We start from the raw sequence: 12,654 nt of genomic DNA on the forward strand, positions 1-12,654 counted from the left end.
ACGGATTTTTACTATATGAGTGAAAGGGCGGCACCCGTCCCAGGTCGCAGAGACCCTGTGGTCCCCACGCCGTGGACAAGCACCGCCCTCACAAGTTTTAGATTATCGACGCAGACCGAGACGCTCGATGAGGTTACGGTAACGCTCGATGTCGGTGTTCTTGAGGTAGCCGAGCATGTTGCGACGACGACCAACAAGGATCATCAGACCGCGACGGGTGTGGTGATCGTGCTTGTGGAACTTCAGGTGTTCGGTCAGGTCGGTGATACGACGAGTCAGAACTGCAATCTGCACCTCGGGCGAACCGGTGTCGCCTTCGTGAGTTGCGTATTCCTTGATGATTTCCTGCTTGATTGCCGGATCCAGTGCCACTGAATAACTCCTAGAGTTAGTGCCGCGAACGTCCCGAACTGAATTTTTACCGAACGGGTTATCCCCCTATAGAGGAGAGCATGACAACCGCGGACCGCAGTCATGCGTTTCTTACTCTACCTGATAGGGCCGGTGAGCGAAAGACACGCCTCCTTGTGGTGGCTACCGCAACGCCTCGTCTTCCCGTTGCGCGGGGGCCTCGTGCAGCTTCTTGCGGGTCACGCCGAAGTACAGCGCGGCCATAATCAGGCACCACACCGCGCCCACCACGAGCGCCAAACGGGTGTCGGGGAAGAACGCGAACTGCACCAGAATCGCCAGCATAAAGATGAGGGCAATGACGGTGCCGGCCATACCGCCGGGGGTTTCGAATTCGATCTTCTGCCCCTGGCGCGCCATGGCCTTCTTGAATCCGATATTGGCCCAGAGGATCATCACCCATACCATCACCGTGGCGAAGGTGGCCAGCGAGGCGATGACGAGGAAGGCGTCCTCAAAGAGGTAGTTGACGATCACGCCCACCACGAGCACCACAGCCATGCAGACCACGGTCATGTACGGTGCGCCGCGGCGGTCGGTTTTCATAAAGGACGCCGGGGCCATCTTCTGCGCCGCCAGGCCGTAGAGCATGCGCCCGGCACCGTAGACGTCGGCGTTGATTGCCGAGACTGCCGCGGTGATCACCACGAAGTTCAACACGTGAGCCGCGGCGGGGATGCCGAGGTTCTCGAAGATCTGCACGAACGGCGAGGTGTCTCCGTTGATGCCCGACCAGGGGGTCAGGGACATGATGATGGTCAGGGTCAGCACGTAGAAGAGCAAGATGCGCACCGGGGTAGTGTTGATCGCCTTCGGGATTGATACGCGCGGATTATCTGCCTCTCCGGCGGCCACGCCGATGGTCTCAATGCCGCCGAAGGCGAACATCACCACGGTAAAGCAGGCCAGGAACCCGCCGAATCCGTTGCTGAAGAATCCGCCTTCATCCCAGAGGTTGGTCACCGAGGCGGGAGAGTCGGCGGAATTCATATTCAGCAGCAAGAGCACCGCGCCGCCGACGATCATGGCAATGATCGCCAGCACCTTGATCATGGTGAACCAGAATTCGCTTTCGCCGAACGCCTTCACGTGCACCAGGTTGATAGTGATGATGATGAGCAATACCAGCACGATCCACAGCCAGGCGGGTGAATTCGGGAGCCAGAACTGCATGTAGACGGCGAAGGCGGTCACATCAGCCACCGCCACCAGAGCCATCTCGAACGCGTACGTCCACCCGGTAACAAAACCTGCCCAGGGGCCCAGGTAGCGGGTCGCGTACTCAGAGAACGCACCGGCCACCGGGTGAGCCAGGGCCATCTCACCCATGGCGCGCATGACCATGAAGACGGCGGCGCCGCCGATGAGGTAGGCCAACAAGACGGAGGGGCCGGCGAGCTGGATCGCGCTCGCCGAGCCGTAGAAGAGCCCCGTACCGATCGCCGATCCCAGCGCGATGAACAGGATATGTCGTAGCGACAAACCACGATGCAGCGCCGAGTCGTGGCGCTCAAGGGTGATGTTCTCGGCGGTGGAACGCGAAGCGGGTACGGAGTTCATCGAGTACTTCCTATTTCTCTCGACCCAATACGAGGGAGGCTACAGCGGTGGCCGCAGTCACGGTGTAGACCGAAGGCCAGGCACCGATCTGCTTGGCGAGCGCGTGCGAGTAACCAAACGCGCCCAGGTACACGCCGGTGAGTGCGGCGGCGGTAGCCGTTCCGGCGTTGCGCTGCCAGCCGTAGAAGGCAGCGGCGCCGCCAGCGGCTAGGCCCACGCCGCCCAGGGCGCGGACGCCGGTGGAACGGGCAATCGAGTACCCGCCCATGAGGCCCGCGGCAGCGGCTGCGGTAGGAATGACAACGTTCATAGTTGTCCCCTCTCTTTTGTAAACCGGATAGATTGAATAAAGGTTACCTCCATCACGTCAATCTGTACATTTGACTCCCAGACCACACTTTGGCCCCGTGACGCAACACCGTTGCCCGCCAATGTGGTGTGCGGTGACATTGTGCGAAAGAATAGATGCATGACGAAAACACAGCAGACCAACGTAGAATCTTTCGATCTTGACCACACCGCCGTGGCCGCACCGTATGTGCGTGTCGCTGGCCGCACCGAGCTGGGCGACGGGGTTGAGCTGATCAAGTACGATGTGCGTTTCACCCAGCCCAACAAGGGCCACCTGGGAATGAAAGCCGTGCACTCGATCGAACACATGACGGCTCACCACATGCGTAACCACACCGATAAGCTCATCGACTTCTCCCCCATGGGTTGCCAGACCGGTTTCTACGCCATGACCAACGGCCTCGAGCCCGAAGAGTTCCTCCCCATCTTGGCCGCGACCATGCAAGACCTGCTCGACGCCACCGAGGTGCCCGCCGCCAACGAGATCCAGTGCGGCTGGGGCGCCAACCACTCGCTGGCCGAGGCGCAGGCCGCCGTCAAGGAATTCCTCGACCGTCGCGACGAGTGGGAACAGGTGATGGCGTAGTGTCGCCGATCTCCTTGCCTGCCGTGGACGCCGCGGCGATCGTCCAGGTGGCGATGGACGAAGAGGCCGCGCCCTTCCTGGAACTCACCGAACAGGCCGGGGAGGCCCTCGACTTCGGTCAGGCCCGCATCTACCCTCGGGCGGTGCAGACCGACCACGGTTCGCTCCCCCTGCTGTTGGTGCGCTCGCGGATCGGTTTGGTCAACGCCGCAACCGCCATCACCGCCGCGTTGCAGATCGCCTCGCGATGTGAGCTCGTTGTCTCTGCGGGTACCGCTGGTGGCTTGCGTTCCGACATTAACGTCGGCGATCTCGCGGTGGGCACCGACTACACCTATGCTGATGCAGATGCCACCGCCTTCGGGTACGTCCGCGGGCAGGTGCCGGGCATGCCCGAGCGTTTCGCCACCACGCCCGAACTGCTGCGCATCGCTCAGGACGCCGCGGCCGACTACCGGGGCGAAGGTACGGTCTTCTGCGACACCATGCTCGCCGGTGGCTCCTTCGTGACCGCCGCGAACGTTGCGAATACGCGGGAGCTTTTTGACCGCGCCATTTCGGTGGATATGGAAACCACCGCCATCGCGCAGGTCTGCGACAGCCTGCGGGTCCCCTTCATCGCTGTACGTGGCATCTCCGACCTGTGCGGCCCGGCAGCAGACCAAGACTTCCATTTAGGAGTGGAGATCGTCGGGCCTCGGTCCGCGGCCCTCACCCTCGACCTGGTGAAGCGCTTTAGCGTAAACTCCCCGACTTCCCTGAAGGACAAGCCATGAGAACACATACGATGAACGACGGCCGAGAAATTCCCCAGATCGGCCTGGGCACCTACGGATTGCGGGGCGCGGCCGGGGAAGCCCAGATTTCCGAGGCCATCCGCTTCGGGTACCGCCTCATCGACACCGCCGTGCGCTACGAGAATGAGGAGGTCGTCGGGCGCGCCGTGCGGTACTGCGGTGTCGACCGCGATGACCTCTTTGTCACCTCGAAGATTCCCGGCAACGCTCACGGTATGCGTTCGGCGGTGGAAGCCGTCAAGGGGTCGCTGTCCCGCACTGGGTTGGATTACCTGGATCTGGCGCTCATCCACTGGCCCAACCCCTCGCAAGGTAAGTTCGTTCAGGCCTGGGAGGGTCTGATCCACGCCCGCGAACAGGGTCTGGTGAAATCGATCGGTGTCTCGAACTTCTTGCCCGAGCACCTGCAACAGATCGTGGCGGAGACCGGGGTCAAGCCGGTGCTGAATCAGGTGGAGCTCAACCCCTTCTTCCAGCGCGAAGAGTTGACTCGTTTCCACGCCGAGAATTCCATCATCACCGAATGCTGGACCCCGCTGGGTCGTAAATCCGATCTGCTGTCTTCGCCGACCGTTCTCGAGATCGCGCGCGAGGTGCACGCAACGCCGGCGCAGGTGGTCTTGCGGTGGGCCGTGCAGAAGAATTTCCTGCCGATCCCTAAGACCTCGCAACTGAAGCGGGCTCAGGAGAACCTTCTGGTCTTCAGCTGGGAACTCTCCGAGGAGCACATGGAACAACTGCGGATGCTTGAGACCGGAATTTCCGGTTTCGGTTTCGACCCTACAACGCACGAAGAGTACTAAACGTCAGAGCCGCTATGCGGCCCGCGTGATGGCGTGTCGAGGGGGTGCTGGGGGTTAGACTCCCAGCACCCTCTTTGCTTCGGCCACGTCTTTCTGCATCTGCTCGATGAGAGCTTCCGGGCCCGTGTAGGCCACGATGTCGCGCAGTTGCGCGACGAACTCCAAGATCACGTGCTGCCCGTAGAGATTGAAATCCTCGATGCTCTCGCTCTCGGGGCGATCGATAACGTGGGCCTCCACCTGGGTGCGTTCGATACCGTCGAACGTGGGGTTCTTGCCGATCGAGGTCGCAACCGGGTGGCGGCGTCCGGACGCGTCGGTCAGCCAACCGGCGTAAACCCCATCGGCGGGGATGAAGCCCTCAGCATCGAACGACAGGTTGGCCGTCGGGAATCCCAGCTGCCGGCCGCGGGCGGCGCCGTGCACGATCTCGCCGCTCATCAAGTGCGGACGCCCCAACAACCGCGCCGCCTCGGCCACCTCGCCGCGCGCCAAGAGCTGACGGATGCGGGTGGAAGAACAGCGGCGGCTCGCGTCGGCCATCAGGTCGGCAACGGTGACCACCTCGAAGCCGTGTTCGGCGCCGAGCTGATGCATCGTCGCCAGGTCGCCCTCATTGTTGCGGCCGAACCGCACATCGTCACCGATCACCACGAACTTGGCGTGCAGTTTCTCCACGAAGGTGGAGCGAACGAACTCTGCCGGAGTCTGCTGCGCGAAGGCCAGGGTGTAATGGATCAGCACGTAGGCGTCGATCCCAACTTCGGCCAAAAACCGTTTGCGATCCGCCTGCCCCATGATCTGCTCCACCGGGGACTGCGGTTGATGCACCTGCGAGGGGTGCGGGTCGAAGGAGACAGCCGTGGCCACCAACTGGTGCTCCTCGGCCAACTCGACCACCTTTCCGAGCACGGCCGCGTGACCGGCGTGAACGCCGTCGAAGTTACCGATGGTCACCACAGACGGGCCGAAATCGGCCGGGAAGTTACTGAGATCCTGGTAGATTTCCACGTCTGCCTCCCTTCTCTCTCTGAGCTCAATCCTACTTGCCGCTGCGGCGAGTATGGAAAAGCCACCACAAACCGACGATCGGCAACACCAGAGGAACGAAGCCGTACCCCTGGCCGAAGTGCGACCACACGGAGGCCAACGGGAAGTCCTGCGGGCGGATCAGCGAATAGATACCGACCAGCAACACGCCCGCCAGCTCGATCGAAATCGTGGTCACGGCGATCGACCAGGAGGTCTTGTCTTTCTTCGCCAGGAACACGGTAGCCACGATGTAGATCACCGCGGCCAATGCCGAGAGCGCAATAGACACCGGCGCCTCGTCGAACTTACGCACCAACTGATACCCGGCGCGGGCGGTGGCGGAGAGCGAAAATACCCAGTAGATAACGATAAGCAGGCGGCCAAAACCCCGGTTCTTAGCGGGGACGCCGGGCTCACCGGTCGTTGTCGCAGCGGGTGCCGAGGGGTGTTCGGTTGAGTGATTCTGCACGGATCATCCTTGAAAGTAGTAGCGGCCAGTGACTAGTGGTAGTAGTACCAGATGACGTTCATACGCTGAACCATGACGATCAGCACGGGGCCAACCAGCGCCAATACCAGCGTGCCCCACCGGGTGCGTTCGGACATCGACCAGGTAAACGCGCCGGCGGGAATCACCATCGCGGTCAGCAGATACCCGTAATACTCGAGCCAATCACCGCCGGGGCCGTCGGTCACAACCTGCATGATGATGGAACCCACCAGGTAGATGAACAACCACCCCTGCAACGCGATGACGGAGCCCTGGGAGAAGTCGTCGGGGGCCGCGCCACGAGCGAATTGCACCAGGCACACAGCGCAGGAGATCAATCCTAGGACGAGAGTGATCCAGAACCAGAGATCGTAACCGGCGATCATGATATCTCCTCAAAAACGCTTCCCGCCTCGAAGACGAGAGTCGGTGCGGCAACTTTCTCACCGCGGAACGTATCGTTCTCCAGCAGGGCCACCAGCGTCCCGTTCGGCGCAAAAGCCGCGGTGATGTGAGCGAACTTCTTCGTGGGATCGCTCGGTTCAGCACTGGGTGGGATGCGGCGTCCGTTGGCCAGGTCGTTAGCCTCGGCGGCGGAGACGCGCCGGGTGCAGAACAGCGCGGTGGCGGCGTCCTCGAGCGGGAAGAGCTCGAGCGCGCCGCGCTTCTCACGCTGCTGAGAAAGCTCCTCGAGGTCATAAGCGGCGTCGAGACCGATCTGCCCCACCTGCGTGCGGCGCAGGGCCGTGAGGTGGCCGCCCACACCCAGGCCCACACCGATATCGCGCGCCAAGGCGCGGATGTAGGTGCCCGATGAGCAGGTCACCGTCACGTCGCAGTCGATGACCGGCAACGAGTCGCCACTCAAGTCGACCGCCTCGGCCGCATCGGACAGTTCGACGGCGGGGATGCTCAACCGGCGCACATCGTGCACCTCGAAACGCGAGATCGTCACCGGACGCGCCTGCAGAGTGACGTCCTCACCCGAACGAACTTTGGCGTAGGAGCGCACTCCGTCAACCTTGATCGCCGAGACCGAAGACGGCACCTGCATGATCTCGCCCGTCAGACGCTGCACCTGAGCCTGGATGTCTTCTCGGCTCACCGCGTTCACACGGTCGGCCGGGGCAACGGATGTCACCTCGCCCTCGGCATCATCGGTGACCGTCGCCAGTCCCAAACGGATCGTGGCGGTGTAGGTCTTCGACTCCCCCACGATCCACGTCAGCAACTTGGTCGCTTTGCCCACACCGAGGATCAACACACCGGTCGCCATCGGGTCCAACGTGCCCGCGTGGCCGACCTTCCGTGTGGCGGCCAAGCGGCGAACGCGAGACACCACGTCGTGACTGGTCATGCCGCCGGACTTGTCCACGACCACCAGGCCCGACGGGCCCACATGCTGTTTCTTTGCCAACGCCCCGTTACGCCTCGTCGTCCTCGTCGGCCTCGGGCTTCTTGTATGGGTCTTCCCCGCCGGCGTAGGTAGCACCGGCTGAAGCCTCTGCCAACTCGGCGTCGCGCTCGCGGGTCTTGCGTAGCAGGTCTTCGATGTGAGCGGCGTTGACCGGCACCTCGTCGGAGACGAAGGTCAGGGTCGGGGTCAGGCGCGCGGTGATGTTCTTGCCAACCTCCGAACGCAGGATGCCTTTGGCGGATTCCAGCGCGGCCTGGGTCGAAACCTGCTCCTCGGCGGTGCCGTACACGGTGTAGTAGACGGTGGCGTGCTGCAGGTCGTTGGTCACGCGCGCGTCGGTAATGGTCACGAATCCCAGGCGGGGATCCTTGATGCGGCGCTCCAGCGCCTGAGCAACGATGACTTTGATGCGATCTGCCAGTCGTGCCGCGCGTGCTGCGTCAGCCATGGTGAGTCTCCTGTGTAGTTGGTTTGTGCTGATCTAGGCACAAGTTTATCTGTTCGACGCCGGCGGCTTGAATCAGTCTGCGTCGGCGTCATCACCAACACGGGCGGGGCACCGCTGAGGTACCCCGCCCGTGAAGGTTGGTCATCGACTAGCTCGCTGCCTCAGCAGAGAGCCAACCGAAAGCGCATCGATTAGTCGCGGGGCTTCTCCTGAAGCTCCCAGGTCTCGATGATGTCGCCTTCCTTGATGTCGTTGAAGGAGCCGAGGCCAATACCACACTCGTATCCTTCGCGAACCTCGGTGGCGTCGTCCTTGAAGCGGCGCAACGACTCGATGGTGAGGTTGTCCTGAACCACCTTGCCGTCGCGCACCAAGCGAGCCTTGGCGTTGCGCTTGATGAGGCCAGACTTGACGATCGAGCCGGCGATGTTGCCCCACTTGGAGGAACGGAAGACCTCGCGGATCTCCGCCGAACCGAGTTCGACCTCTTCGTACTCGGGCTTGAGCATGCCCTTGACAGCGGCCTCGATGTCTTCCAGCGCGCGGTAGATCACCGAGTAGAACTTCATCTCGACGCCCTCGCGCTCGGCCAGTTCGGTCACGCGCTCTGCGGGACGAACGTTGAAGCCGATGATGACTGCGGAGTCCACGGTCGCCAGGTTGACGTCGTTCTGGGTGATCGCACCCACGCCACGGTGGATCACGCGCACCTGAACTTCGTCGCCGCCGGCTTCGATCTTCATGATCGACTCTTCCAGGGCCTCCACGGCACCGGAGACGTCGCCCTTGATGATCAGGTTGAGGGTGTCCATGTTGCCCTCGGCCACTGCGGAGTCAAAGTTCTCCAGGGTCACGCGCTTACGGCGCTTGGCCAGCATCGCGTTGCGGTCGGCTGCCTCACGCTTCTCGGCGATCTGGCGAGCGGTGCGCTCTTCTTCGGTCGAGATGAAGGTGTCACCTGCGCGGGGCACGGTCGACAGACCCAGCACCTGCACAGGACGCGAGGGGCCGGCTTCTTCCACCGCATTGCCGTTTTCGTCGAACATCGCACGCACGCGACCGTGTGCCACACCGGCCACGATAGCGTCACCGATACGCAGGGTACCGGACTGTACGAGCACGGTGGAAACCGCGCCGCGGCCCTTATCGAGGTTGGCCTCAATGGCCACGCCGCGGGCTTCCTTATCGGGGTTAGCCTTCAGCTCCAGGGCACCGTCTGCGGTCAGGCAGATGGCTTCGAGCAGTTCGTCAATGTTCAGGTTCTGACGAGCCGAGACGTCCACGAACATGGTGTCGCCACCATATTCTTCCGGCACCAGGCCGTACTCGGTGAGCTGACCACGGATCTTGTCGGGGCTAGCGCCGTCCTTATCGATCTTGTTGACCGCGACCACGATCGGCACGTCAGCCGCCTGGGCGTGATTGAGCGCCTCAACGGTCTGAGGCATCACGCCGTCGTCAGCTGCGACCACGAGAACCGCGATATCGGTGACCTTCGCACCGCGGGCACGCATAGCGGTAAACGCCTCGTGACCGGGGGTATCGATAAAGGTCAGCGCGCGGTCTTCGCCCTCAACCTCGGTATGAATCTGGTACGCACCGATGTGCTGGGTAATGCCGCCGGCCTCACCCTCGATGACGTTGGTGTTACGGATCGCGTCCAGCAGGCGGGTCTTACCGTGGTCAACGTGACCCATGACGGTCACTACCGGCGGGCGGAACTCGAGAACGTCGTCGCCCTCAGACTCCGCTTCGCCTTCGAGGTCGATGTCGAAGGATTCGAACAGCTCGCGCTCTTCGTCCTCCGGCGAAACGATCTGAATCTTGTAACCCAGTTCGGCACCGAGCAGCTCAAAGGTCTCTCCGTCCAGCGAGGTGTTCTGGTTAGCCATCTCACCCAGGTGGAAGAGAACGGTGATCAGCGAGGCGGGGTTAGCGTTGATCTTCTCGGCGAAGTCCATGATGGACGCACCGCGACGCAGACGGATCAGAGTGTCACCGTTACCGCGAGGAACGACAACGCCGCCCACGCTAGGTGCCTGCAACTGCTCTTGCTCGCGACGCTTAGCTGCCTTCGACTTCTTGCCGCGCTTGCCGCCACCGCGACCGAAAGCGCCCTGGGCATTTCCGCGACCGCCGGGGCCACCGCGACCGGGGCCGCGGTTGAAGCCGCCGCCGGGTCCGCCACGACGCGGGCCGTTGCCACCGCGACCGCCACCGGCGTTCGAGCTGGGGGCGCCCACGTTGGTCATCTTGGGCATCATGTTCGGCGAGGGGCGGTTGCCGCCACCTGCCGGACGCGGTGCGGCGGTGCGCTCTGCACCGGGACGCGGAGCTCCGCCGTTCGCCGGACGCTGCGGACGAGCACCACCGGCAGGACGGGGGCCACCCTGGCCTGCACCACCGGGGCGCGGGCCACCGCTGCGGGGGTTGTTACGACCGCCGGCAGGACGCGGGCCGCCCTGGCCACCGCCACGCTCGTTGCGCTTACCCATCCCCTGCTGAGTGGAGAAGGGGTTGTTGCCGGGGCGCGGACCGGGCTTGGCACCCGGCTTGGGTGCGGCACCGGGTTTCGGTGCGGCTGCACCAGGCTTCGGCGCGGGCTTGGGAGCGGCAGCGGGTTTCGGAGCCTCGTTGCGGGTCATGCCCTGAGAAGTCGAGAACGGGTTGTTACCCGGACGCGGGCCGGAGGGCTTGGCCGCAGGCTTCGGACCGGGCTTTGCAGCGCCCGATGCCGAGGAGCTAGCCGGCTTGGCCGACTCGTTGGTTTCGGTGGGCTGCTGGGCGCGAGGAGCACCCGGCTTAACGTTCGATGCGGAGCTCGGTGCCTTGGGGCCCGGCTTCGCGGAAGATGCTCCCGGCTGAGGAGCGGACTGGTTTGCTCCCGGCTTGGGAGCAGAGGAAGACTTGGTGCCGGAATTCTCGGCGGACTTGTTCGCCGCATCCGACTTCGGGAATGCTGCGCGCAGCTTCTTCTCTACCGGGGGTTCCACGGTGGAAGAGGCGCCCTTGACGAATTCGCCAAGTTCCTGAAGCTTTGCGACAGCTTCTTTAGACGTAATGCCGAGATCTTTAGCGATCTCGTGTACGCGGGGCTTTGCCACTTTTCTCCTGTTCTGGCTCACGCCACAACAGGCGCGAACCTTCAGTTATTCAAATGTAACCGCGTAACGCGAAGGCGCGTTACGCCGTACGGGTTGCCGTGGTGAGAGCACAGGTGGGTACTCATCGTGCGGCACTCATTGGGTTTCCATCAGTTTTCTGACTCGCTTTCGATGTAAGAAGTCGTCAAACTCGTTGACTTACATTCGGTTCGCATAAACCGGCTCACCCGGGAAGACCCGGGATGTCCAGCTCAGCGGCGTTGACCCGTCCGCGAAACGCTCGGTGAAACGCGCCCTTTTTGTGGGCGGCCTGCACGCATTTCGGATCCACGTGGATCCACGCTCCGCGTCCGGGGAGTTCGCGCCGTTCATCGCAGACGACCTCGGGCACGTCTTGGCCTGAGGGGGTGCGACACACGAGGCGAACGAGTTCGTGCTGAGCACAGGTTTCTCTACACCCGATACAGGTACGCTGGGGATCGCTCAGGGGTCCCCTCCTTTACCGAGAAATATCTGCGCCGCTCGCCACCGAGGTGGCAAGCGGCTACACAGAAGTCATGTTAACCAAATACCAGTTTATCCCCCATGAGGGGTTGTGGTGCAAGTAAGTGGTTTAGCTCGCATCTTCTTCCGACTGCAATCCTGCTTTCTTCGCCTCGGCGAGAGCCTGCTCGTAGCGGGATTCCGAGAGAATGTCGATGCGCCAACCGGTCAGCTTCGCGGCCAGGCGGGCGTTCTGCCCCTCCTTGCCGATAGCCAGCGAGAGCTGGTCGTCGGGCACGACGGCGCGGGCGGAGAAGGTGCGCTGATCGGTAACGGTCACGCTCTTGACCTTGGCCGGGGAAAGCGCAGCCGAGATGAAGGCCACAGGATCGTCGTTGTAGTCGACGATGTCGATCTTCTCGTTGTTGAGCTCCGACATCACCGCGCGCACACGGGAACCCATTTCACCGATGCACGAACCCTTGGGGTTAATACCCGGCTTCTTCGCGGTCACCGCGATCTTGGTGCGGTGGCCGGCCTCGCGGGCAACCGCCATGATCTCCACCGAGCCGTCTTGGATCTCGGGAACTTCGTGCTCGAAGAGGCGACGAACCAGGTTCGGGTGCGAACGGGAGAGCACGATCGAGGGGCCCTTGGGGCCGCGACGAGCCTCGAGAATGTAGGCACGCAGACGCGAGGCGTGCGGGTAGCGTTCACCGGGCACCTGCTCGGACTGCGGCAGAACGGCCTCGACAGTACCTAAGTCCACGTGAACCATGCGGGGGTTGGGGCCCTGCTGGATGACGCCGGAGGCCAGCTGGCCCTCGCGGTCGCGGAATTCACCCAAGAGGTGGGAGTCTTCGGCGTCGCGCAGGCGCTGGAAGATGATCTGACGTGCGGTGGACGCCGCGATGCGTCCAAAATTGTTCGGGGTGTCGTCGAACTCGCCGATACGTTCGTCGTTTTCGTCAAGCTCGGGAGCCCAAATGGTGACGGTGCCGGTCACCGGGTCGATCTCGGCGCGGGAATCCTTGATGGCACCGGGCTGCTTCTGATACGCCAGCAAAAGGGCGCTTTCGATCATCGGAATGAGCTCGTCGATCGAAATATCGCGCTCATTTCCAAGAAGTCGCAGGTTGCTCAAGTCAATGTCCATGGCAGGCCTTTCTCGG

The 12,654-nt window shown here is 62.8% G+C and carries 14 protein-coding genes; 3 read left to right on the forward strand and 11 right to left on the reverse strand.

The annotated features are described in order from the left end of the window. Nucleotides 1–102: 102 nt before the first annotated feature. The 3 genes from rpsO to VVR12_RS08985 form a co-directional block, all read right to left on the reverse strand. Nucleotides 103–372 carry a 30S ribosomal protein S15 gene (gene rpsO, locus VVR12_RS08975; RefSeq protein ID WP_368550876.1) on the reverse strand — a complete coding sequence of 90 codons (270 nt, stop codon included), beginning with the start codon at nucleotides 370–372 and terminating at the stop codon, nucleotides 103–105. A 162-nt stretch (nucleotides 373–534) separates the two neighbouring features. Beyond that, a complete protein-coding gene (locus VVR12_RS08980; RefSeq protein ID WP_368550877.1) occupies nucleotides 535–1,971 on the reverse strand; it encodes an amino acid permease in 1,437 nt (478 codons plus the stop codon). A 10-nt stretch (nucleotides 1,972–1,981) separates the two neighbouring features. Then, nucleotides 1,982–2,281 carry a hypothetical protein gene (locus VVR12_RS08985; RefSeq protein WP_368550878.1) on the reverse strand — a complete coding sequence of 100 codons (300 nt, stop codon included), beginning with the start codon at nucleotides 2,279–2,281 and terminating at the stop codon, nucleotides 1,982–1,984. A 159-nt stretch (nucleotides 2,282–2,440) separates the two neighbouring features. Here VVR12_RS08985 and VVR12_RS08990 point away from each other — a divergent pair, with 159 nt between their 5' ends. Genes VVR12_RS08990 through VVR12_RS09000 form a run of 3 tightly spaced genes read left to right on the forward strand, consistent with a single transcriptional unit; the run spans nucleotide 2,441 to nucleotide 4,508 of the window. Continuing rightward, a complete protein-coding gene (locus tag VVR12_RS08990) occupies nucleotides 2,441–2,908 on the forward strand; it encodes an S-ribosylhomocysteine lyase (protein ID WP_368550879.1) in 468 nt (155 codons plus the stop codon). Further along, a complete protein-coding gene (mtnN, locus tag VVR12_RS08995) occupies nucleotides 2,908–3,684 on the forward strand; it encodes a 5'-methylthioadenosine/S-adenosylhomocysteine nucleosidase (RefSeq protein ID WP_368550880.1) in 777 nt (258 codons plus the stop codon). The genes VVR12_RS08990 and mtnN overlap by 1 nt, the downstream gene beginning before the upstream one ends. Beyond that, complete coding sequence (locus VVR12_RS09000) at nucleotides 3,681–4,508, forward strand: aldo/keto reductase (RefSeq protein WP_368550881.1); 828 nt, start codon at nucleotides 3,681–3,683, stop codon at nucleotides 4,506–4,508. The genes mtnN and VVR12_RS09000 overlap by 4 nt, the downstream gene beginning before the upstream one ends. Nucleotides 4,509–4,562: 54 nt before the next feature. Here the strand turns inward: VVR12_RS09000 and VVR12_RS09005 are convergent, their stop codons facing one another. From VVR12_RS09005 to nusA, 8 genes are all read right to left on the reverse strand, one after another. Next, a complete protein-coding gene (locus tag VVR12_RS09005) occupies nucleotides 4,563–5,519 on the reverse strand; it encodes a bifunctional riboflavin kinase/FAD synthetase (RefSeq protein WP_368550882.1) in 957 nt (318 codons plus the stop codon). Nucleotides 5,520–5,550: 31 nt separating this feature from the next. After that, nucleotides 5,551–6,009 (reverse strand): hypothetical protein, encoded by a 459-nt coding sequence (locus VVR12_RS09010; RefSeq protein WP_368550883.1) that lies wholly within the window; start codon nucleotides 6,007–6,009, stop codon nucleotides 5,551–5,553. A gap of 32 nt (nucleotides 6,010–6,041) precedes the next feature. Further along, nucleotides 6,042–6,416, reverse strand: coding sequence for a hypothetical protein (locus VVR12_RS09015; protein ID WP_368550884.1), 375 nt, complete (start codon nucleotides 6,414–6,416; stop codon nucleotides 6,042–6,044). Further along, entirely contained in the window at nucleotides 6,413–7,447 is a 1,035-nt protein-coding gene (truB, locus tag VVR12_RS09020; protein ID WP_368550885.1) for a tRNA pseudouridine(55) synthase TruB, read from the reverse strand. Before truB ends, VVR12_RS09015 begins: the two co-directional genes overlap by 4 nt. 7 nt (nucleotides 7,448–7,454) lie before the next feature. Continuing rightward, the gene (gene rbfA / locus VVR12_RS09025) at nucleotides 7,455–7,895 is read right to left on the reverse strand and encodes a 30S ribosome-binding factor RbfA (RefSeq protein WP_368550886.1); all 441 of its coding nucleotides are present in this window, start codon (nucleotides 7,893–7,895) and stop codon (nucleotides 7,455–7,457) included. A 191-nt stretch (nucleotides 7,896–8,086) separates the two neighbouring features. After that, entirely contained in the window at nucleotides 8,087–10,999 is a 2,913-nt protein-coding gene (infB, locus tag VVR12_RS09030; RefSeq protein WP_368550887.1) for a translation initiation factor IF-2, read from the reverse strand. Between the two features lie 223 nt (nucleotides 11,000–11,222). Then, nucleotides 11,223–11,417: a YlxR family protein gene (locus VVR12_RS09035; protein ID WP_368550889.1), complete on the reverse strand. Its 195-nt coding sequence runs from the start codon at nucleotides 11,415–11,417 to the stop codon at nucleotides 11,223–11,225. Between the two features lie 195 nt (nucleotides 11,418–11,612). Beyond that, the gene (nusA, locus tag VVR12_RS09040) at nucleotides 11,613–12,638 is read right to left on the reverse strand and encodes a transcription termination factor NusA (RefSeq protein ID WP_368550890.1); all 1,026 of its coding nucleotides are present in this window, start codon (nucleotides 12,636–12,638) and stop codon (nucleotides 11,613–11,615) included. Nucleotides 12,639–12,654 lie beyond the last annotated feature (16 nt).

This window comes from Rothia sp. LK2588, from assembly GCF_040946465.1.
GTDB lineage: Bacteria > Actinomycetota > Actinomycetes > Actinomycetales > Micrococcaceae > Rothia.

Excerpts from the sequence above, each read along its gene's own strand:
- VVR12_RS08980 (WP_368550877.1), bottom strand. The coding sequence starts at position 1,971 with ATGAACTCCGTACCCGCTTCGCGTTCCACCGCCGAGAACATCACCCTT.
- VVR12_RS08985 (WP_368550878.1), bottom strand. The coding sequence starts at position 2,281 with ATGAACGTTGTCATTCCTACCGCAGCCGCTGCCGCGGGCCTCATGGGC.
- VVR12_RS08990 (WP_368550879.1), top strand. The coding sequence starts at position 2,441 with ATGACGAAAACACAGCAGACCAACGTAGAATCTTTCGATCTTGACCAC.
- VVR12_RS09000 (WP_368550881.1), top strand. The coding sequence starts at position 3,681 with ATGAGAACACATACGATGAACGACGGCCGAGAAATTCCCCAGATCGGC.
- VVR12_RS09015 (WP_368550884.1), bottom strand. The coding sequence starts at position 6,416 with ATGATCGCCGGTTACGATCTCTGGTTCTGGATCACTCTCGTCCTAGGA.
- rbfA (WP_368550886.1), bottom strand. The coding sequence starts at position 7,895 with ATGGCTGACGCAGCACGCGCGGCACGACTGGCAGATCGCATCAAAGTC.
- nusA (WP_368550890.1), bottom strand. The coding sequence starts at position 12,638 with ATGGACATTGACTTGAGCAACCTGCGACTTCTTGGAAATGAGCGCGAT.